Source organism: Spirillospora sp. NPDC046719 (assembly GCF_040645715.1).
Classification (GTDB): Bacteria; Actinomycetota; Actinomycetes; order Streptosporangiales; family Streptosporangiaceae; genus Spirillospora.
Genome location: NZ_JBEYYT010000084.1, coordinates 4666 through 25570, shown reverse-complemented (window position 1 = coordinate 25570; position 20905 = coordinate 4666). Strand labels below are relative to the sequence as shown.

The 20905-nt window shown below is 73.4% G+C and carries 16 protein-coding genes and 1 pseudogene; 2 read left to right on the top strand and 15 right to left on the bottom strand.

The window, feature by feature from the left end; translation table 11 throughout:
• Window positions 1–449: 449 nt before the first annotated feature.
• From ABZ914_RS16990 to ABZ914_RS16920, 15 genes are all read right to left on the bottom strand, one after another.
• Complete coding sequence (locus tag ABZ914_RS16990) at window positions 450–1583, bottom strand: FKBP-type peptidyl-prolyl cis-trans isomerase (protein WP_500193843.1); 1134 nt, start codon at window positions 1581–1583, stop codon at window positions 450–452.
• A gap of 186 nt (window positions 1584–1769) precedes the next feature.
• Complete coding sequence (locus ABZ914_RS16985; RefSeq protein WP_190866561.1) at window positions 1770–2381, bottom strand: class I SAM-dependent DNA methyltransferase; 612 nt, start codon at window positions 2379–2381, stop codon at window positions 1770–1772.
• 111 nt (window positions 2382–2492) lie between these two features.
• Complete coding sequence (locus tag ABZ914_RS16980) at window positions 2493–3275, bottom strand: class I SAM-dependent methyltransferase (RefSeq protein WP_500193841.1); 783 nt, start codon at window positions 3273–3275, stop codon at window positions 2493–2495.
• A gap of 98 nt (window positions 3276–3373) precedes the next feature.
• A complete protein-coding gene (locus ABZ914_RS16975) occupies window positions 3374–4420 on the bottom strand; it encodes a hypothetical protein (protein WP_500193839.1) in 1047 nt (348 codons plus the stop codon).
• Between the two features lie 119 nt (window positions 4421–4539).
• Window positions 4540–5370 carry an SAM-dependent methyltransferase gene (locus tag ABZ914_RS16970; protein ID WP_500193838.1) on the bottom strand — a complete coding sequence of 277 codons (831 nt, stop codon included), beginning with the start codon at window positions 5368–5370 and terminating at the stop codon, window positions 4540–4542.
• Entirely contained in the window at window positions 5367–5885 is a 519-nt protein-coding gene (locus ABZ914_RS16965) for an ATP-binding protein (protein ID WP_190866570.1), read from the bottom strand. The genes ABZ914_RS16970 and ABZ914_RS16965 overlap by 4 nt, the downstream gene beginning before the upstream one ends.
• Window positions 5886–6200: 315 nt before the next feature.
• The gene (locus tag ABZ914_RS16960) at window positions 6201–9005 is read right to left on the bottom strand and encodes a DUF5682 family protein (protein WP_500193836.1); all 2805 of its coding nucleotides are present in this window, start codon (window positions 9003–9005) and stop codon (window positions 6201–6203) included.
• Window positions 9002–10123 (bottom strand): AAA family ATPase, encoded by a 1122-nt coding sequence (locus ABZ914_RS16955; RefSeq protein ID WP_500193834.1) that lies wholly within the window; start codon window positions 10121–10123, stop codon window positions 9002–9004. The genes ABZ914_RS16960 and ABZ914_RS16955 overlap by 4 nt, the downstream gene beginning before the upstream one ends.
• A gap of 29 nt (window positions 10124–10152) precedes the next feature.
• Window positions 10153–11598 (bottom strand): VWA domain-containing protein, encoded by a 1446-nt coding sequence (locus tag ABZ914_RS16950; protein ID WP_500193832.1) that lies wholly within the window; start codon window positions 11596–11598, stop codon window positions 10153–10155.
• Window positions 11595–12977 (bottom strand): hypothetical protein, encoded by a 1383-nt coding sequence (locus tag ABZ914_RS16945; RefSeq protein ID WP_500193830.1) that lies wholly within the window; start codon window positions 12975–12977, stop codon window positions 11595–11597. Before ABZ914_RS16945 ends, ABZ914_RS16950 begins: the two co-directional genes overlap by 4 nt.
• Complete coding sequence (locus ABZ914_RS16940; protein WP_500193828.1) at window positions 12977–13483, bottom strand: hypothetical protein; 507 nt, start codon at window positions 13481–13483, stop codon at window positions 12977–12979. Before ABZ914_RS16940 ends, ABZ914_RS16945 begins: the two co-directional genes overlap by 1 nt.
• 126 nt (window positions 13484–13609) lie before the next feature.
• The gene (locus tag ABZ914_RS16935) at window positions 13610–15835 is read right to left on the bottom strand and encodes a transcriptional regulator (protein WP_500193827.1); all 2226 of its coding nucleotides are present in this window, start codon (window positions 15833–15835) and stop codon (window positions 13610–13612) included.
• A 169-nt stretch (window positions 15836–16004) separates the two neighbouring features.
• Window positions 16005–16799, bottom strand: coding sequence for a class I SAM-dependent methyltransferase (locus ABZ914_RS16930; RefSeq protein ID WP_500193825.1), 795 nt, complete (start codon window positions 16797–16799; stop codon window positions 16005–16007).
• Entirely contained in the window at window positions 16796–17893 is a 1098-nt protein-coding gene (locus tag ABZ914_RS16925; protein WP_500193822.1) for a restriction endonuclease subunit S, read from the bottom strand. The genes ABZ914_RS16930 and ABZ914_RS16925 overlap by 4 nt, the downstream gene beginning before the upstream one ends.
• A 20-nt stretch (window positions 17894–17913) precedes the next feature.
• On the bottom strand, window positions 17914–19398 hold the full coding sequence (locus ABZ914_RS16920; RefSeq protein ID WP_500193820.1) for a type I restriction-modification system subunit M: 1485 nt from the start codon (window positions 19396–19398) through the stop codon (window positions 17914–17916).
• Window positions 19399–19608: 210 nt separating this feature from the next.
• Here ABZ914_RS16920 and ABZ914_RS16915 point away from each other — a divergent pair, with 210 nt between their 5' ends.
• A complete protein-coding gene (locus ABZ914_RS16915; RefSeq protein ID WP_500193818.1) occupies window positions 19609–20406 on the top strand; it encodes an SAM-dependent methyltransferase in 798 nt (265 codons plus the stop codon).
• 264 nt (window positions 20407–20670) lie between these two features.
• A pseudogene (locus ABZ914_RS16910) lies at window positions 20671–20905 on the top strand (hypothetical protein); the annotation flags it as partial.

Sequence of the window (20905 nt, the reverse complement as noted above, 5' to 3'; positions counted from 1 at the left end):
CATCCTTTTCTAGCCCCACTCCTACCCACCCGCTCCCTCTTCGTTTCTGTGCCCCGGGGCGGCGCGGCGCCCGGGGGGGGGGCCCCCCCCGACTCCGGGCGCGGTGCGGAATCGTCTGATACGCCCGCCGGAGCGGCCTTCGCACCGTCCTCGCGAAGATCGTCCGCAGTGCCCGGTGCGCCCTCTTCCTGACCTTTTTCCCTGCTGCTCACAAGCCCCCCGTGATTATTGCGTTACCGACGATACCTGAGGGGATCCATGCGATGGGCCGCCCAATGCACATCCTTGGCTTCCCGATAAGAGGACGGTCAAAGCGCCCTCGGGGTTGTCGTGACGGATCTCGCACGCTCCCCGGGAACCCTCGCCCCCGCCAACGCGAGCGGCGGGGACCCCCACCGGGGGCGCCCGCCGCTCGGCTCGGCCGGCGGGGCGTCACGCGGCGCGGGGGCTCACTTCTGCACCTTGGCGAGGATGTCCACCACGAACACCAGGGTGTCGGTGCCCTTGATCCCGGCCTGCGCGTTGCCGTTCTTGCCGTAGCCCTCGGCCGGCGGCAGGACCAGCAGCACCCGGCTGCCGACCTTCGCGCCCGTCAGGCCCTTGTCGAAACCGGGAACGGTGCCGCCGGTGCCGATCGGGAACATCGCCGGCTGGCCGTTCTTCCAGCTGGAGTCGAAGACCTTGCCGTCCTTCCAGATCTGCCCCTGGTAGTTGACGACCGCGTCGTCGCCCTTGGCCAGCGCCGGGCCGGTGCCCTGGACGAGCGTCTTGACCTGCAGCTTGGACGGCGCGTCCACCTTCGGGACCGTCACCTTCGGGGCCTTGCCGGCGCCCTGGTCCTCGACCTTCGGCAGGTTCTTGTCGTCCAGCTTCTGCGGGGCGCCCTGCGGGCCGGCGTTCTTCTTCACGACCGCCTGGACGTCGACGACGAAGACCACCGAGTCGTTCTTGCCGAGGCCGAGCTGCGAGCCCTGGTCGCCGAAGCCCATCGACGGCGGGACCTCCACCAGCACCCGGCTGCCGCCCGTCTTGCCGAGCAGGCCCTTGTCGAGGCCCTTGACGCCGCTCTTGCCGACGGTGAGCGCCTGCGGCCCGCCCGACCCCTGCGTCTGCTGCTCGTAGGAAGAGCCGATCTTCTTGCTCGTGCTCTTCTTGCGGGAGTCGTCGGCGTTGGTCTGCTTCGCCCACTGGTAGAAGGAGTACTGCACGAACATCGTGTCGCCGTCGGCGATCGCCGGGCCGCTGCCCTTGATCAGCGTCCGGGTCTTCAGCGACTTGTTCGGCGCGAGCTTCGTCGGGATCTTCACCTTCGACTCGGCCCCGAACTTGCCGGACACCTCGATCTTCGGCCCGGGCCGCGTCACGTAGTAGGTGACGCCGCCCGCGATGGCGAGCACGGCCACCACGATGCCGGCGATCGTCGCGATCCGCCGCTTGCGGGCCTGGGCCGCGGTCAGCGCGGACGGCCGGTTCAGCCCGCTGCCGCGCCCGGCGCTGATCCCGTGCGGGGTGAACTCCGGGCTGCGGATGTTCTTGGCGTTAGGGATCTTCGCCTTGACCGCCGGCTTGTCATCCTCGGCCATGGTTCCTCACTCGCTCCGGGGTCGACGACATCACGAAAGTGACCACCCTTCCAGCACCGGCCTAAGAACAGCGTGAAAACCGCGCAAAGGAGGCCGACCCGCAATCTACCGGTCACTCGCCGTGGAAGAGCGTTCCTGTCAGGGGGCCCGCCCATGAGGACGGTCTCCGCAGGACACAGGGACTCGTCAGGATACTGCCGCGGGACCGCGGGCGAGCAAACGCCGCTTCTGGCCGTCCGGCAGGTCGTCCTGCTCCAGGACCGCGAAGCCCCCGTCCAGCAGGGACGCGGGCTCGCAGTCGCCGAGGCACCACTCGGCCGGCAGCGCGTCGCGGACGCGCCGCGCCTCCGCCGTGAACGCCTCCCAGGCCAGCAGCCCGCCCGGGACGACGGCCCCGGCGGCCCGCAGGAACACGGCGCGGTCCCAGAAGCCCGTGCACAGGACGAGCGCGTACGTCGCCGGCGCGGGCCGGAACGCCCCGAGATCGTCCTGGACGAGCGTGATCAGCCCGTCCAGGCCGCGGCGGCGCGCCTCCGCGCCGAGCCGGTCGAGCGCCACCTCGGAGACGTCCACCGCCGTGACGCGCCGTCCCTCCTCGGCGGCCAGCAGCGCCGACCCGGCCGTCCCGCACGCCAGGTCCAGGACGGGCCCGTCCGGCGGCGCCTCGGCCAGCGCCCGCACGGCCAGCGGGTGCGGCGCGAACGACGGCTCGGGCGCGCTCTCGTACTTGGCGTTCCACCGGAGCCTGTCGGGATGCCCCGCGAGCGCCGCCGGCACCCCGCCCTCACCGGATTCCATGTCACGACCCTATGCGCCGCCCCCCGCCCCCCCCACCTCACGTTGAGCTGCGGCGTGTTGTCGCCATGAGCGGCCTCCCACGACAACCCGCCGCAACGCAAGAGGTGGAGGTCAGCGGCGTTCGGCGATCAAGAGCATGAACAGGGCCGTCGGGAAGCCCTCGCGCCACCACGGGTCGTCGCGCAGCTGCTCCGGGGTCGGATGCGGCTCGCGGAGGTCGGCGATCACGAACCCGTTGTCTCGGAGCGTTCCAGAATAGAACTCCAGCGGACGGAGCCACGATGTGATCATCGACGGCGACTCCAGCCCGTCCACCAGGAACCGCTGGTCGACCCCGCGGGACGCGAAGTACTGCGCGGCCGGCACGCTCTGCCTCGCGCCGTGCTCGGAGTCCTCCACGTAGAAGCACGGGTGCAGGGTCAGCGACACCAGCCGCCCGCCGCTCTTCAGCACCCGGCCGAACTCCGCGATCGCGCGCGACGGGTCCTGCAGATGGCTGAACAGGTGGTTGCAGACGACCAGGTCGAACCCGTCGTCCTCCACGGGCAGCGCGTCGACGCTGGCCCGGGTGAACGACAGCGAGCCCCCGATCCCGGTCGCCGGCACCGCCGTGCCGGCCACGTCCCGGGCCGCGTCGATCAACCCCTGGCAGGCGTCCACGCCGACGACGTCGGCGCCCTCGGCGGCCAGCGTCCGCGCGATGTAGCCCTCCCCGCAGCCGGCGTCCAGCACCCGCAGCCCCTTGCACGGCCCGATCGCGTCCAGCATGGCGGCGTCGGTGAGCTCGGTGCGGTACCGGTCGCGGCCCTCCCTGATCACCTTCACCCAGTAGTCCGCGTTGGCCTCCCACCGCTCCCTGGTGAGATTTGCGATGGCTTCCGCCGTCTCTTCCACCGGCTCCCCATTCCCCGGCCCGCTCGCGGGCCTTTCCCTCAACGACCTGCAATGCGCGGCTCATGCGCCGCGCGGCACCCCCGAGAACGCAGCACCCGCTATGGCAGCTCTTTCAGCCGCCGCACCAGGGTGTTGCACGTCTCTCTGATCCTCCGGTCCTCGCAGTCGGCGCCGCGCAGTTCCAGTGCCCGCGTCAGCTCGGCGAGCCGCCCGCCGAAGGCCGGGTCGCGTCTCAGTGCCAGCGGAATGTACGTCGACGCCAGGTAGTACACGTAGGCGTCGTTGTAGTCGGCGATCTCCCGCAGCACCTCGTTCGCCGTGTTCCGCAGCGAAAGGGAACTGGGCAGGGTGAAGTCGGAGCTGATCCGGCCGTCCCTCATGTAGGTCGGGAACGACCATTCCTCCAGCGCCGCGTACACCGGTGTCGCGTCCAGTTCCCTGCGGTACCGCTCGGCCAGGTCGAGGTCGTTCGAACTGATCAGCGAGCCCATCACCACGCCGCGCATCATGAACGCGGTCTGCCGGCCCGGCACCTCGAACCCGAGGTCGGCCTCCAGCGAGCCGGTCACCTTGCTGACCTGGTGGGTGAGGATGTTCAGAGCCAGGATCGAATGGAAGGAATAGGTCTTGCGGTTCAGCCGGGGCGCCAGCTCGACCGACGAGTCGAAGAGCTTGGCGGGGTCGCTCAGCAGGCCGTGCCCCGGCTCGGTGGAATAGAGGGCCTCCAGCGCCGTGTCGGGCTCCCGGCCCCAGAACCGCGCGATGAACGACGACGTCCGCTGGTTCGCCTCGCCCCGGACGATCCGCAGCCCCGCCTCCAGCGCGTTCAGCAGCAGCTGCTGCGGGACGGGGGACCCGTCGAGCGCGTCCAGATCGACGGCCAGGCCCTCCGCGCCGAGGTCGGAGACGAGCCCGTCCAGCCGTTTGCGGATCGCGTGCGCCCGGGAGTACTCCGCGATTCCCGGAATGGACGCCATCAGGCTCTGCAGGGACCGCCCGCTGACCCGGTCGAGCCATTCCGCGTTGTCCCAGAGCCGGAAGACCGTGCTCTCGTCGAGTCCCGAGAACGCGGCCACGTCCGACATGTTCAGGCCCATGTCCCGGGTGATCTCCGAGAGGGACCTCGGCTCGCCGTCCGCTGTCATCACTCGCCCCAGAGCCGCCGGTCGCCGACGCTCCGATCGTAGCGAAACGCGCGGCGGCGGGGCCGGTTCGCGGGGATATGCGGCCGCCTTGTGATCGAGGGTGGAGAGCATCGCGGAGGTCAGCCCGGCTTGCGCCCGACGAAGCCGGCGAGCGGCAGCGGACCGTCCAGGTCGGCGGTGTCCGCGAGCGGCAGCGCCGCCGGGTACGGGCCGGCCGGCTCCAGCGGCGCGCAGATCTCCGCGATCTCCGCGCGGTCCCGCGGCGTGAACGCCAGCCCGGCGCGGCGGGCCGTCTCCGCCAGCGACTCCAGCTGCGGCGTCCGCTCGGTGTGCGTGATGACCATGTGGCTGCCGGCGGGCAGGCCGCCGAGCAGCGTCCGGACGATCCCGCGCGGGTCCTCGGCGTCCGTCACGAAGTCCAGCACGCCGAGGAGCAGCAGCGCGACCGGCCGGCCGAAGTCGATCAGCCGCCGCAGCCCCGGATGGCCGAGCAGCGCCGCCGGGACCCGGACGTCCCCGCCGAACGCGCCGGTGCCGCGCTCGCCGGCCAGCAGCGCCCGCGCGTGGACGAGGACGAGCGGGTCGTTGTCGATGTAGGCGATCCGGCAGGACGGGTCGACGCGGCGGACGATGTCGCCGACGTTGCGCCGCGCCGGCAGGCCGCAGCCCACGTCCACGAACTGGCGCAGCCCGGTCTCGGCGAGCCCCGCGGCGGCGTGCTCCAGGAAGCCCCTGTTCACCTGGGCGAGCCGCGCGACGACCGGTGCCCGGTCCAGGGCCCGTTCCGCCATCTCCCGGTCGACGGCGTAGTTGTCCTTGCCGCCGAGGAAGTAGTCGTACATCCGGGCGACGCTGGGGGCGCGTAGGAAGGCGGACGCGGCGCCGGCCGAGTCGCCGGCGGAGGACTCCTCCTCCCACCGGCTCAGGCTCGGCACCGGTCCCGGGATCACGGGCGCCTCCACCGCTCCCCTACGGGCACCCCGAACCAGGTCGTGGTCGTCCCGTTGCGGTTGCGGTGGGCTCCCTGGTCGGCGGCGAGCGCCTGCATCAGCACCCGTCCCCGGCCGCCGCCGGGAAGCTGGTCGTCCGGCGGCCGGGGCGGCCCCGGCGGGACGCCGCCCTCGGTGATCTCCACCCGGACGAACCGGTCCAGGTGCACCACGGTCACGGTCAGGGTGCCGTCCCGGCGCGACCGCGGGCGCAGGACCGACTCCGTCATGGCCTCGCTGGTCAGCAGTTCGAGGTCGGCGAGCTCGGCCCGGCTCACGCCGAAGTACTGCCCGACCAGCTCCCGGACGTAGCCGCGGGCGATCCGGACGGCGGCGGGAGTGGCGGCGAGGTCGATCTCGCCGAGCAGCCGGCCGGCGGCCGTGCCGTTGCGGGCGGCGGTGCTGCCGAGCTCCAGCGAGGGGGCGGGGGAGAGGGCCGGAAGAAGCGCGGGCGTCCCCGCGTCGGTTGCGTTCATGGCAGCGGCGGTCTCACGTCTCCGTGTCGGGCTGTAAGCGAACATGTGCTCTCGGCCTGGTGTGGAGTCGGCTGTGGACGTGGAACGCGCGAGCGGCCACGGCCTTCGAGCGCCATGACGCGGCTCACACGACAGACACTCTTACGCACGGAGCAGGAGTCAGTCACCGTCGCTTGCGCGCGTGCAAGGGCCCTGCGGCACGCTGCGGGCCGTCACCGTCCGTCCAAGATCCGCCACGTCACGGCGGGTGCGGAGGCCCGGTCAGGATCCGCGGCGGCGGGACGGGCCGCCGTGCCCGTCCCGCCACCGCCCGGCTCAACGGGACGCGGCGCCCACCGGCGCGAGCAGCCCGGCGACCGCCTCGGCGGCCAGCGGATGGCGCTCCAAGAGGCCGCGCACCTCCCCGTCGCCCCCGCCGCAGCCGGTCGCGCCCGGCTCGTCCCACTCCACCGGGTGGCCGAGCAGCGCGGCCACGGCGTCGCAGGTCGCCGGGTGCGCGGCGAGCACGTCCGCGACCGGACCGGACGCGGCGGGAGCGGCGGACGGCGCCGGTGCCGCCGCCGACTCCCACGGCGGCGTCCACGCGTCCAGCGCCGCAAGCGACGCCGGGAACGTCCGCGCCGCCTCCCGCACCAGCGCCGGCACCAGCTCCCGCGCGTGCTCGCGCAGCGTCGCGACCAGGTTCGGCAGCCAGGGCAGCAGCACCGCGTCCGGCAGCCGCCCGAACGCCTTCGACATCGCCTCCACCACGAGCGGCGCCAGCGCGGGCGCCGGGTCCAGCGCCTGCACGAACCCGCTCATGTACAGCGGGAACGACGGCACCACCAGCGGGTTCGCGAGCAGCGCGTCGCAGCGGGAGCGCAGCTCGTCCCGCGTCATCAGGCCGAGCTGCGCCTTCGCCGCCCACAGCAGCGCCACCTTCGCGGGCGCCTCCGGATGCGACTGCCGCACCGCCAGCTCCAGCTGCGCGTGGTCGCAGCCCAGTGACAGCGCCAGGCTCTCCATCCCGAACAGGAAACCCAGCATCGCCGCGACCTGCCGGACGCCGCCCGCCTCGTCCGCGAACGCCGTCGGCAGCAGCGTGCAGTAGTGCGCGTACCCCTCCACCACGAACGCCTGGCACCAGCGCGGCAGCGCCGGCTCCGACGCCCGGTAGTGCGCGAGCAGCCGCCGGATCCGCCGCACCACCTCGGGCGCCTCGTCCACCGTCCGCTCGGCGGCCAGCAGCTCCACCGCGCGGGCGCCGAGCTCGTCGGCGAACCGGCCGCCGCCCAGGTAGAGGATCGCGTCCTCGACCGCCTCCAGCGCCTTCACCGCCGACGCGTCCGGGCCCCACGCGGCGCGCCGCAGCCGCTGCTCCAGCACCTGCTCGACGCTCACGCCCTCGTAGCCGAGCTCGACCAGCGCCCGCTGGTGCCGGCCGATCGCGAGGTCCCAGCTCTCCTGGATCGGCCGGTCGCCCAGCTCCCGCGACCCCATGATCGGCCGGGCGGCGCCGTCCGGCAGCAGCCGCCGCAGGATCCACAGCAGCTCCGAGCACGGCACCAGGTCCGGTTCGGCGTGCAGGTCGAGCAGCGCGCGCTGCACGGTCCGCTTCTGCAGGTCCAGGCCGAGCGGCTGGAGCCGGTCGTGGACGTCGCGGGCCAGCGGCGGCAGCGCGTCGTAGCCGACCGCGCCGATCCGGTCGCCGCCCAGCAGGATCTCGCAGAGCCGCGCCACGTCCCGGCGGCCCGGCACCCGGTCCTTCTCGATGCAGGTGACGGCCGCGTCCTGGAAGTCGTACGGGGTCGGCCGCGCCCGGCCGCGCATTCCCGCCAGCAGCACCGACGTCTCGAACACCGCGATGGCGTCGGCGGTGCTGGCCAGGTAGCCGTTGCGGCGCGCCAGCCGGACGATGTCGACGCACCAGCCGAGCAGCTCCGCCTCGTCCAGCCCGTCCAGGGCGGGCGGGCCGGACAGGAATCCCGACAGCCGGTCGGCGGGCGGCTCGTCCTTCGCCGCGGGCGCCCTGCGGCCGCGCGGCGCCTTGCGCGCCTTGCCCGCCTGCCCGCTGAGCCGGAACGGCTTCACGCCGCTGCGCTTGACCGCCTTCTCCCAGGTCGCGGCCGCGATCGACACCGACCCGGGCGCGAGCCCGAACTGCGCCTCGATCGCCGAGTGGCTGGACGGGATCAGCCCGTACCGCCAGCGCGTCCCCGTCCGCGGCGTGATCTCGAACGGGTCCGCGTCCGAGGCGAGCCCGAACTGCTCGACGCGGCTCGCCGCGTGGAACGCCCCGCACACGTACAGGCAGTCCGCCGGGTCGGCGCCGGTCGCGGCGAGGTGCTCGCGCATCCGCGTCCACATGTACCGCTCGCGGTCCTCGTCGCGGTCGCGGCGTCCGGCGTCCTGCGGGTGCAGCCGCCGGAACAGGCTGCCGATCAGCACCATGACCTGCCGGTACGTGGCGTAGTCGGCGCCCGCCAGCGGCTGCTCGACGTACTGGTCCCACCACTCCGACCAGTGCCGCACCTTCCCGTGCCGCAGCAGGTGCTCCTCGAGCTCGGCGAAGCCGGGCCGCAGCTCGCCGATCTCGATGCCGACCGCGTCGCCGTGCAGCGCCTCCTGCGGCTCCTCGCCGTCCCCGGACGCGGGGTCGGCGCCCGGGGCGGCGTCGTCGCGCGGCTCCCACTGGAACACATGGTCCGTGGACCGGTCGACCAGCACGATCTCGGTGCCCGGCGTGTCCAGCGCGTACGCGATCGCCTGGTACTCCGCCGACGCCTCGGTGATCGGCGCGACGACGCTCAGCGGCGCCCACGCCGCCGGGAACCCCTCGACCCGGCTCGCGAACGCCTGCAGCGCGACCGGCAGCCTGCAGTTGCGCAGCTCCGCCAGCAGCGGTGCGAAGTCCTCGCAGAGCTCCAGGTAGATCACCGACGGCCGCTTGTCGCGCAGCCGCCGCGCCATCGCCAGCGCCGATGCCGGCGAGTGATGGCACACCGGGAAGATCTCCAGCTCCTCGGCCAGCGCCCGGTCCACGTCGTCGACGATCCCGGTGAGGATCCCCGCGACCGCGTCCCCGCCGAACGCGCGGGCCGCGCCCGTCAGCTGCTCCCGCAGCGGCTCGAAGACCGTCACGACAGAGTCGAGATCGCCTGGCGGCCGCCGTCGAGGAAGCCGCGCCACGGGCCGTCGCCGTCGTCGTCGCGGCTGCGCGGCTCCACCACCCCGTGCCAGAACTTGTTGAGGATCGCCAGGTCCTCCGGGCTGCGCCGGGCCAGCGACCCGACGAGCGAGCTCCCGAGCGTCTCGGACCTCAGCGTCCGGTCGCCGAAGAACTGGCTGTGCAGGATCGCGTCCTCCAGCACGCCGATCTGCTCCGCCGTCGACAGCGCCGACTCCAGGCGCTCGTCGTCGCTGGTCGCGGACGCCGCCGCCGCGCGCAGGTCGGCGAAGCTCTGCAGCAGCACGTCCAGCAGCGACGGCGGCACCTCCAGCTCGATCGCGTGCCGGCGCAGCAGCTCCGACGTGCGGAACCGGACGATCTCCGCCTCGCTCCTCTTGTTCGTCACCACCGGGACGCGGACGAAGTTGAACCGCCGCTTCAGCGCCGACGACAGGTCGTTGACGCCCCGGTCCCGGCTGTTGGCCGTCGCGATGATCGAGAACCCGGGCTTGGCGAACACGATGTTGTCGGTGTCCAGCTCGGGGATCGAGACGTACTTCTCCGACAGGATCGAGATCAGCGCGTCCTGGACGTCGCTGGTCGAGCGGGTCAGCTCCTCGAACCGGCCGATCACCCCGCCCTCCATCGCCGTCATGATCGGCGAGGGGATCATCGACTCCCGGGACTGCCCCTTGGCGATGACCATGGAGACGTTCCAGGAGTACTTGATGTGGTCCTCGGTGGTGCCGGCGGTGCCCTGCACCACCAGCGTCGAGTTCCGGCAGATCGCCGCGGCGAGCAGCTCGGCGAGCCAGCTCTTGCCGGTGCCGGGGTCGCCGATCAGGAGCAGGCCCCGGTCGGACGCCAGCGTCACGATGCTCCGCTCGACGAAGCTCCGGTCGCCGAACCACTTCTGCGGGATCTCCCGGTCCAGGCCGTCGGCGCGCTCGGACCCGAGGACGAACAGCCGCACCATCCGGGGGCTCAGCCGCCACGAGAACGGCTTCGGGCCGTCGTCGATCGACTCGAGGTAGTCCAGCTCCTCGGCGTACTTCGCCTCGGCCGGGGCGCGCAGCATGTCGTCGGTCATCGCTCTCCTCATCGGTGCGCTCGCGTCCGTCACGCGAGGAAGGTCTTCAGTTCGAACACGAGCCTGCGGATGTGGCCGGAGAGCACCGGGGTGCCGAGGCTCTTCAGCCGCTCCCGGAACCAGCCGTCCACCATGGCCCGCCCGGAGCCGTTCACCGACCCGACCGGGATGAGCCGCACCCCGGACCGGTGCAGCGACTCGAAGTCGGTCATCAGCGCCCGGTTGTCGTAGAAGTCGGAGATCCACACGACCACCGTGTTCCGCGGGTCGGTGATCTTCGGGCGGGCCAGCGCCATCGCGGCGGTCCCGTCGGTGCCGCCGCCCAGCGTCGTGCGCAGCAGCACCTCGAAGGGGTCGTGCACCCAGGGCGTCAGGTCGAGCGCCCGCGTGTCGTAGGCGACCAGGTGGACGTCCACCTTCGGCAGCCCCGCGAAGATGGACGCGAGGATGGTGCAGTTGACCATCGAGTCGACCATCGACCCCGACTGGTCCACCACCACGATCATCTTCGCGGGCGTGGTGCGTTTCGCGGTGTGCCGGTAGAAGAGCCGGTCGACGTAGAGCCGCTCGTCCTCCGGGCTCCAGTTCGTGAGGTTCTTCCAGATCGTCCGCTCGATGTCGAGGTTGCGGAACACCCGCTTCGGCGGCACGGACCGGTCGATCGTGCCCGCGCTCGACTGCTGCACCTGGGTGCGCAGCACCTCGGCGACCTCGTCGACGAACCGGCGGATCAGCGCCTTGGCGTTGGCGAGCGCCACGCCCGACAGGTTCGCCTTGTCCCGCAGCAGCTGCTCGATCAGCGACATGCTCGGCGACAGCTGCCGCGCGAGGCGGTTGTCCGACAGCACTTCCCGCAACCGCATCCGCCGGACGAGGTCGCCCTCGATCTCGGCGAGCACGGGGCGCAGCCCGTTCCCGTTCCCCGGCCCGAGCCCGCGCCCGGCGCCTCCGGCACCCGCGCCCGGCCCCGTTGCGCCGGCGTCCGCGCCCCCGTCTCCGGCGTCCGCGTCTCCGGCTCCGGGGGCGCCGCAGGCTCCGGCTCCGCCGTCGTCGCCGAGCGCTCGCCGCAGCCACCCCGCGTCGCGCTGCCATTCCGACAGCTGGGCCGCGGTGATGTTCCCCGGCTTGGCGCCGAACACGTTGAGCAGCAGCTTCGAGACCAGTGCGGCCCGCCGTACCTGCTCGCGCCCGTCCTCCGCGCCGGACACGGGAGGAGAGGCGGTGCCGTCGGCGGTCGCCTCGGCGGCGGACAGGAGGCCGTCGAAGTCGGCGGCGAGCTCGGGGAAGCGCTGGACGAGGGCGTCGACGGAGACGGACGGGTCGAGCAGCGCGGCGGGCAGGCCGAGGTCGTCGACGACGGCGACGCTCACGGCCTCCAGCGAGGCGTGCTCCTCCGGGTCGAAGAGGCGGGCGAGCAGCCGCCAGTACAGGGCCTGCCGCCGGTTCTCGCCGGCCTTCACGTCGAGTGCGGTCATTTGCGCAGCAGCCGTCCCGCTCGTTCCTGGAGGACGAGGACCGTGTCGCCGGATCTCGCCATCGCCTTCTCGACCTTGGGGTCGGTGGGGCCGAGGGCCCAGTCGCCGTTGTGCGCGTCCACCCGCTTCCTCTTCACGGTGGCCTGGACGGCGAGGGGCTGGAGCGTCCAGCGGCCCGCGTCCCAGCGGACGAGGCCGATGCACGCGGACGACGCGGCCACCAGCTCGGGGGTGAGGGGGCCGCTCGCCGGGAGGCGGTCCATGTCGATCTCGAGGGTGTGTCTGTCGAGTCGCAACGACGTCCCGTCCACCGTGTAGCCCTCCAGGAGGACGGGCTCGCCGATGCGGGCGGGGTGCCGTTCCAGCGGCGGGACGGCGGCGGCCTGCGCGCCGGACAGGTGCAGTCGGGCGGTGGCGAACGGGTCGGCGACGAAGCCGAGGCGGGCCTTGTCCTCCTCCCACAGCAGGTCGCCGCCCGCGAGCGTGACGCCCTCGACCTGCACGGCGCGCTGCTCGGCCAGCGCCCGCAGCAGGACGGGCCGGTCGGCGAGGACGCGCCAGACGGCCGGTCCGACGATGGTGTCGACCTTCGCGGCGGCGGCGCTGGTGCGGACCAGCCGGGCCGGGCCGTCGCCGTCCGGCTCCAGCAGCCAGTGCGCCTGCGCCTGGACGGCCGTCCCGTGCTCGTGGACGTCGACGCCGAGCAGCAGCAGCCGCCCGGCGACCGTCTCGCGCGCGGGCGCGGTGCCGCCCGGCTGCGCCAGCAGCACGCCGCGCGCCCACAGGTCGGCCCAGCGGCGCGCCGGGATCTCCGCCATGGTCGCGACGGGGGAGCAGGCGCGCAGCTCGGCGGCGAGCCCGTCGAGCAGGACGGCCTGGCGGCGCAGCGCGGGCTCCGCGAGCAGCGCCTCGATCGCCTGGTCGGACGCGGACACCAGGTCGTGGTCGACGCCGCGCCAGCCGGCGATGGCCAGCTCGGCGAGCCAGGACCGGCATCCGGCGAGCAGGTTCGGGGCCGTGTCCGGGGCAGGGTCGCCGGGGGCCCAGCTGGCGCGGGACCGTCCGAGGGCGGTGTCGAGGTGGGCGAGGAGCGCGTCGTGGACGGCGCCGAGCAGCGCGGTGCGCCCGCCGGCGAGCGCGGCGAGGTGCGCGTCGACGACCGAGCCGGCCGCGACCTTCTCCGCCGCCTCGGCGACCGGGCCGCCGAGCGGCGACCCGCCGAGCGCGCCCGCCAGCGCGGTCAGCGCGGCGGTCCCGTCCTCCCCGAGACGGCCGAAGCCGTGCACGAGCGCGCCGTCGAATCCGGCGATGACGTCGAGGGCCTCGTCCACGCCCGGCGGTGTCGCGGCGAGCAGCTCGCCCAGGTGCGTCGGCAGCATCAGCGGGCCGCTCCCGTCGCCGGGAACCAGTGCATCTCCGGCAGCGGATCGTTCACGCCCGGCACCTCCAGGTACGCCAGGTGGCGCAGGAACCGGCTGAACACCCCGGCCGCCGGCGCGGACGCCTTGGAACCGCGGAGCGCCCCGGCGAGGTCGTCGCCGGGCTCCGCCTTCAGGTAGCGCGCCACCCGCTCCAGGCCGTACTGGATGACGGCCTCGTCGACGAGCGAGCGCAGGTGCTTGCACATCGACGCGCCGCTCAGCCCGCCGCACGGCCGGTTGTTGTTGGTGCTGCAGCTGAAGTCGTGGGTGCCCGCCGCGATGGACGACACGTACACCCGCGCGAGGTCCGACCCGCTCGACACGACCCCTTGCAGCCGACCCTCCGCCAGCTCGACGAACGGCACCTTCGCCAGCTTGCGCGGCCGGACCGGCCGCGTCACCCGCACCACGCTGCGCCGCTCCCCGCCGCTCGGGGAGGGCCCGGCGGCCCCTTCCGCGTCCAACGCCTCGACCTCCACCCTCGGCGCGGACGATCATGGTCCGCGCGAAGTTCCCCCGCCCGGAGCGGGCAGGCGGTGAAAGCCTTGCACCGGGCACCGACAAACCGGGGGAACCGGTGAAAGTGCAGGTCAGCCGGTTTTGAGCAGCCAGTGGCGGCCCGTCGCCCAGCCGGTGAAGCGGCGCGCGGCGGGGGCCGTCCCGTCGTCGAGGCGGCCGCCCGCGAGGACGTGCCGGAGCCCCGCCAGGGCCGGGTCGAGGCGGGCGGCGGTGTGCGGCGGCTGCCGGTCCAGCTCGTCCTGCATCCACGCGATGGCGGAGACCTGCTCCTTGAGCCCGCACAGGGCGAGGAAGAAGACCGCCTGCCGCCACGCGTACGCGGCGTCCTTGACCGTGCCGAGGGGACGCGGGTTGCCGTGCACCTGCCGGACGAGGCGGCAGGCGACGCCGAACGCGCGGCGCGCCAGGTCGTCCCAGCCGGGCGACGGGCTCACCCCGATGGGATGGACGAGCACGGCGAGGTTGTGGGTGGTGAGGATCTGCGCCTGCTCGATGACCTTGCCGTTGTCGGCGACCCACGAGCGTCCCGTGAGGTCGCCCGCGCGGGTGCGGCACAGCGCGTCGAAGGCGTCGGACGTGTGCCGTCCGCCCTGCATCGCGCGTACGGCCGCGTAGTCGATCCCGTAGTAGCGCTCGTACAGGGTGCCTTCGAGCACGTCTGCCGCGATCTGCGCGGCCCGGAGGTACTTGGTGGAGAACGTGCCCATGAAGATGTCGGCCGCCAGTTCCTCCACGAACGGCACCCGTAGGCCCGCGCGCTTGGCAAGGGCGCCCAGCTCGCTGAGCAGCGGGTTGGGCAGGACGGTCCCGGGGAAGCCCTGGAGCGCCAGCTCGCCGAGCTGGACGAGGACGGCGCGCGCCTCGCGCTCACCGGTCCCGTCCGCGCGGCGGTAGCGCTGCACCGCGCGCACCCAGGGCAGCTCCTCCAAGCGCACCTGGCTTTCCAGGTTCAGCAGGAGCAGGCTGCGCCGGTTGCGGAACGCCGTGTACTGCGCCGCCATCAGGCGGCGAAGCGCCGGGTCCGGATAGGAGGACGCGGTGGTGGCGGCCACGAGCTGCGGAGTGAGCTCCGCCAGTACCTCCGCCGACGGGACGATCCCGCGCTCGATGAGCGTCGGCACCGGTGCGCGGAGCGCGCTCTTGACGATGTCGCGCAGCCACTCCGGCAGTTCCGCGCCCGCCGCGACGCCGGTACGGCGCGACTCGTCCTCCGTGATGGGCGCCACGAACGGGTCGATGGACGGCACGCCGGAGTCCTGGCGGGCGTCCGCGAGGCGCGCCAGCACGATCTGCGCGACCGTGTGGTGCGCGGGACGCGCGCCGTCGGCCGCCTGCCGCTCGCGGAGCGCGGCGTGCTCCGGAGAACCGGGGACGCCGCGCTTGGCGACCATCGAGTCGACGGCGTGCTGCAGCAGGCCCGACACGCCCTTGCCCGCGAAAAGGCTCTCCAGGGACGACCGGAGAATGGCGAGGTTCTCCTTGGGGTTGCGGTGCTTTCCGCAGAGGGTGTGGTTCCGCGCCAGCCGCCGGTACCGCGCCAGGAGTTCGGCGCCGCGCTCGCCCCAGCCGTGCGGCATCACCGCGAAGACACGGCCGTCCTCGACGGTCTCGAGCCAATGCTCCAGCAGTTCGTCCGCGAACGGGTTCCACACGACGAGCGCTTCGTTCATCGCGGCGACGGCCTTGTTCTTCGGCTTCGCCTCGATGCGCTCCCGGACCTGGCCGACGGTCTGCCGGTGCACGAGCGAGGCGTCGCCCAGCGGGATCCCGGGACGCGGCGAGAAACGGAGCCGGCCGGCGAACGGGCCGATGGCGTCGAGGACGTCCAGCGCGCCGGCGCGGTCGCCCGCACGCAGCAGCCAGGCGACGGTGAGGAGCGCGCCCTCTTCCGGAAGGACGACGTCGTACTCGCCGCTGTCCAGGAGCGCGTACAGCTCGTCGAGGCCCTCGTCGGTCAGGTGGTGCAGGAACAGCGAGCGCCGGTCGCCCGCGATGCCGGCGCGGCGCGCCGCGTCCTGCTCGCAGGGGAGGAGGGGGCCGCCCGCGGCGGCCGTCCCGGTGGCGAATCCGCCCCGGACGACCTCGGGCGTCACCCATGCGGGAAGTCCCTTGACGGGCGTCCGGGAGCCGATGGAGAGGGACCCGTCCGCCATTCCGGAGAGGACGCGGCGCCAGCGCTCCAGCCGCTTTTCCGCCCGCTCACGCGTCTCCTCGCTCTCGTGGTTCAGCGCGGTCGCGAAGGCCTTCGACATCTGTCCCGCGGCGTAGCCGGGATTCGCCTGTACGTCCTTGTTCATAGCCAGCGTGGCGGGTTCCGCCCCCGCGCCCTTCGGGTCTGAAGCCCGATGCTCTGCTGCTGAGCTACACGCTGTCGGCCTCCAGGCTAGAGAACTCCGCCATTTCCGCGCAAAAGGATTTCTCTTTTCGGGGAATCCCGGCGCGGCGACGCGGTGCCCGGACGCGGGGTCAGGGTTTGCGGCCCCAGGCGGAGATCAGCGGCGCGATGGTGATGTCGAGCCGCCCGGCGTCTATGGCGTCGAGGAGCCGGTCGATCTCCTCCCCGGTGGCGTGGCCCGCGGCGATGAGCTGGTCGCGGAGCTGCCTGATCGTCGCCGCCTCCAGGACGCCGCAGGCCGGGGACGTGACGGGGAAGAAGGCGTCGGCGCGGACGTCGGCGAGCCCCGCCTCGCGCAGCAGCCGGGGCAGCGTGCGGCCGTAGGCGAGATCGGCGCCGCGCCCCGCGAGCAGCGCGCGGAAGCCGTTGCGGACCTTGTTCGCGAGGCGCTCCTCGGGGCCGCGCTCGTCGGGGCAGGCGAGCGGCTGCAGCGCCGGGTCCGCGTCCTCGATGAGCAGCGCGCCGCCCGGACGCAGCGCGTCGACCAGCGTCCGCAGCGCCCGCTCGCGGTCGGCCAGGTGGACCAGGACGAGCCGGGCGTGCACCAGGTCGAACGTCTCGGCGGGCGGCGCGTCCTCGACGAGGTCGTGGCGGCGGACCTCCACCGGGCCGCCCGCCGCCGGACGCGTCCAGGACACGTCGATGTCGGTCGCCAGGACCCGCCCCTGCTCGCCTGCGCGCGCGCCGAGCCAGGCAGGAACGGACGGCCCGCCCGCGCCGACCTCCCAGCACCGCATCCCGGGCCCGGCGCCCAGCTCGTCGAGGTGCCGGAACGTCCACGGGTCGCACAGCTCGGAGATCGCCTCGAACCGGGTCCCGGCCTCGGTGCGCCGGTTGTCCAGCAGGTATCCGCGGTCGTCGGTCATGGGGCGGCCTCGATCCTTCCGGTCAGCAGTTCGGGGAGCAGCGCGTCCCGCAGCGCGGCGAGCGCGGCGCTCTCGGCCGCGGCGGCCTCGACCCGCTCGGCGATCGCGTCCGCGAACGCGCCGAACTCGCGGGCGCGGGGCTCGCCGGGCCACGGCACCTCGCGGCGGGCGAGGTCGGCCCATTTCACCCGCGGCATCCGGGTGCCGTCGCTGAGCGCCGAGGCGTGCGCCACCACCTCGTCGCTGGACAGCGCCGCCAGCAGCCAGCCGCGGTGGCGGCCGTCCACCGGGCGGACGACGTGCACGTCGGTCGACGCGACGCCGTCCACGAACGCCAGGCCGACCTTGTGGAAATAGGGCCGCAGTTTCGCGAAGAGCACGTCGCCCGCCCGGAACCGCTTCTTCACGCTCAGGACGGCGGACGCGTCCGCCCATCCGGAGAGCCACATGTGCCGTTTCGCGATGTGCTCCAGCCCGATGTAGTTCTCGCCGGGCCGGATGTCCGCCGCGGGGACGTTCACCGTGACCGGGCGGCCGAGCTCGTCCAGCCGGACCGAGCCGGGCGCGGACGCGGCGAGCTCGGTGTACCGGGCCCTGACCAGGTCGTCCGCGGCGGCGGCGATCCCCTCGTTGGCGGCGATCTTGTCGTCGAGCGCGCCGAGGATCTCCGCGACGGCGTCCTGCCCCTCGCGCGGCACGTCCCTGACCGCGAGCCCGTTCAGAATGGCGTGGGTGAGGAGCGGCTGCCCGGACCCGATGCGGTGGTGGTTCAGGCCCAGGCCCTTGAGCAGGTAATAGACGTAGCGCGGATTCACGCCTTCCCGCGCCGTCGCGATGATGGCGTTGTCGGTGACCCAGCACCGCTCGCGGGCGTAATGGACGATGCCGCAATACGATCCCACGCGCCCGACGATGGTGCTGTCCCGCTCGGCGTTGAACCCGCCCGCGGTGCCGATGACGCCGTTGGCCCCGTACATCGGAAAGGCGGTACCGGCGGACAGGGGGCCGGCCGATGCGGTTCCGGAGGGCGGGTCACCGGCGGGCGGCCGCGCCCTGCCGTTCGTGAAGGCGACGACCTCGCCGAGCCTGGCCATTCCTCAGCGTCCTCAGCTTCCTAGCCGTCCAGCCGTTCCAGCCGCGCGCGGACGACCTCGTCGAGCCGCGCGGACTCGTCCAGCCGGGCGAGCAGTTCCTTGGCCAGCCGCTCGACCCGGTCCCGCACCGGCTCGGTCCCGTCGTCCGCCGTTTCCGCCGCACCGGAATAACGTCCGGGAGTGAGGACGTGGCCATGATCGCGGATCTCGTCCAGCGTCGCCGAACGGCAGAAGCCGGGCTCGTCCGCGTACGGTCCGCGTGCGCTCGGACCGCCGCGCCAGGAATGGTACGTCCCGGCGATCCTGGCGATGTCGTCGCCGGTCAGGACCCGTTCGGTGCGGTCGAGCAGCGTCCCCATGGAACGGGCGTCGACGAAGAGCACCTGCCCTCTCCGGTCGGCGCGGCCGCCGTCGGGGCCCTTGTCCTTGGAGAAGAACCAGAGGCACGCCGGGATCGGCGTCGTGCGGAACAACTGCGGGGGCAGGGCGACGACGCACGACACCAGGTCGGCCTCGACCATCGCGGCGCGTATCCCGCTCTCCGCCGACTGCCGCGACGACATCGAGCCGTTCGCCATCACCACTCCGGCGCCGCCCCGCGGGCCGAGTTTGGCGATGATGTGCTGCATCCACGCGAAATTGGCGTTGCCCGCGGGCGGCACGCCGAACCGCCACCGCGGGTCCGCGGGATCGCGGTACCAGTCCGACATGTTGAACGGCGGATTGGCCAGCACGTGGTCGGCGAGAAGGCCGGGATGCGCGTCCTCGAAGAAGGTGTCGGCGTGCCGGGCGGAAAGGTCCCCGGCGATCCCGTGAATGGCGAGGTTCATCCGGGCCAGCCGCCACGTCCGGGCGTTGGCCTCCTGCCCGTGCACCGCGATGTCCCCGCTGCGGCCCCGCCGGCTCAGCACGAACTTCTCCGCCTGCACGAACATCCCGCCCGAACCGCAGCACGGGTCGTACACCCGCCCCTTGTACGGTTCGAGCATCTCGACCAGCAGTTTCACGACGCTCTTCGGCGTGTAGAACTCGCCGCCCCGGCGGCCCTCCGCGCGGGCGAACGTCTCCAGGAAGTACTCGTAGACCTCACCCAGCAGATCCCGCGCGCCCGCCCCGCCGTCCCCGGCGCCCTGCGCAGCGCCGCCGTCGCGTCCGTCCCGGCCGGTGAAGCGGGCGTCGCCGATGACCGCCGCCAGGTCCGCGAGGCGCCGCTGGTCGACGTTCTCCGCGCCGAAGATCAGCGGGAGCGCGCCGTCCAGCGACGGCTCGGCCCGCATCACCGCCGCCATCGCCGCGTCGATCCGCGCGCCGATCGGCCCGGGACCGGAGACGACGGCGGGCCACCGGGCCGATTCCGGCACGGACGCGAACGCCGACGAGGCGTACTTGAGGAAGACGAGCCCGAGCACGAAATCCCGGTACTGGGAGGAGTCCATGGACCCGCGCAGTTTCGCGGCGGCCTTCCACAGGACGTCCTGCAGTTCGGCGATCCCGGTCTCCGTCACACCGGCGACTCTAGGGAGTCGGCGCCCGCCCCGCGAGCACCGGCCGCCGGGCGCCTCTGCCGGGCGCCGCCGTCTCGGCCCGCGCGACCGCCGGCGGAGCGGCCGTTTCCGGACGGCCGCGATGTGCGCGGCCGCCCGAGAAAACGTGAATTCGGCTCACGGTGGCGGGCTAGGCTGAAGGCCGCTCCAGAGCCGGAGGAGAGGCACGAGGTGGACGACGGCTGGGCGCCCCGCGAAATGGACATGCATGTGCCGAATGTGGCGCGCATGTACGACTATTACCTCGGCGGCAAGGACAACTACGCGGCCGACCGGGAGGCGGCCGAGCAGATCCTCGCCCGCGCGCCGTTCACCCCCGTCCTCGCCCGGCACAACCGGGCCTTCCTGCGGCGCGCCGCCCGGCACCTCGCCGCGTCGGGCGTCCGGCAGTTCCTCGACGTCGGGACGGGGCTGCCGACGCAGGGCAACGTCCACGAGGTCGTCCGGGAGCTCGTGCCGGACGCGCGGGTCGCCTACCTCGACGTCGACCCGGTCGTGGTCGCGCACGGGCGCGCCCTCACCGCCACCGACGACCGGACGATCGTCCTGGAGCACGACCTGCGGAACGTCGAGGGCATTCTCACCGACCCGGTGCTGCGGGAGACGATCGATTTCGGCGAGCCGGTCGGGCTGATGCTGCTGGCCGTCCTGCACTGCCTGAGCGACGAGGAGGACCCGTACGGGTCCGTCGCGGCGCTGCGCGACGCGCTGCCGCCCGGCAGCCACGTCGTGATCTCGCATATCACCGGCGACGACGCGGTCACGGAGAACTCGACCCAGGTCTACGGCAACGCCAACACGGGCATGACGCACCGCGGCCGCGAGGAGCAGCTGCGGTTCTTCGACGGCTGGACGCTGCTGGAGCCCGGACTGGTCCGGCTGGACGAATGGCGCCCCGACCCCGGCACCGGCACGATCGGCGCCGCCGGCGACTACTTCCTCTGCGGGGTCGGCGCCAAGACGCCCTGACGCGCCGCCGCGCGCACAGCGCAACCGCGCGGACGGCGCGACCGGGCGGACGGCGCGACCGGGCGGGCCGCGCCGCCGGGCGGACCGGCTCCGGCCCTGGTCCCGGCTCCGGGGCGCGGTCGGCCGCGCTGGTCTTGTGGGGCGGTTGACAAGAGCGCGCCCGAGGATGCGTCCCGGCGCGCATTGGAATAAGTGTCCAATTACCCTAGGGTCGGCTCGCCGTCACCCGGACGGCACGGGGGACGACACGAAGGGTTCACCGTCATGCACAGCAGTGTCCGCCGGGCCCTGCGCGCCGTGCCGGCGTCCTGCCTCGGCGCCGCCATGACGGCGGCCGCCCTGCAGGGGACCGCCGCCGCCGCGCCGCAGGACACCGCACCTCCCGCCCAGCCTCCCGCCCAGGACCCGTTCTACCGGCCGCCGGGGGCCCGGGCCCCCCCGGCCCCCCCCCGCCGCGACCCCCCCCCCCCCCCGCGCCTCAACCCCCGCCCCCACAGGC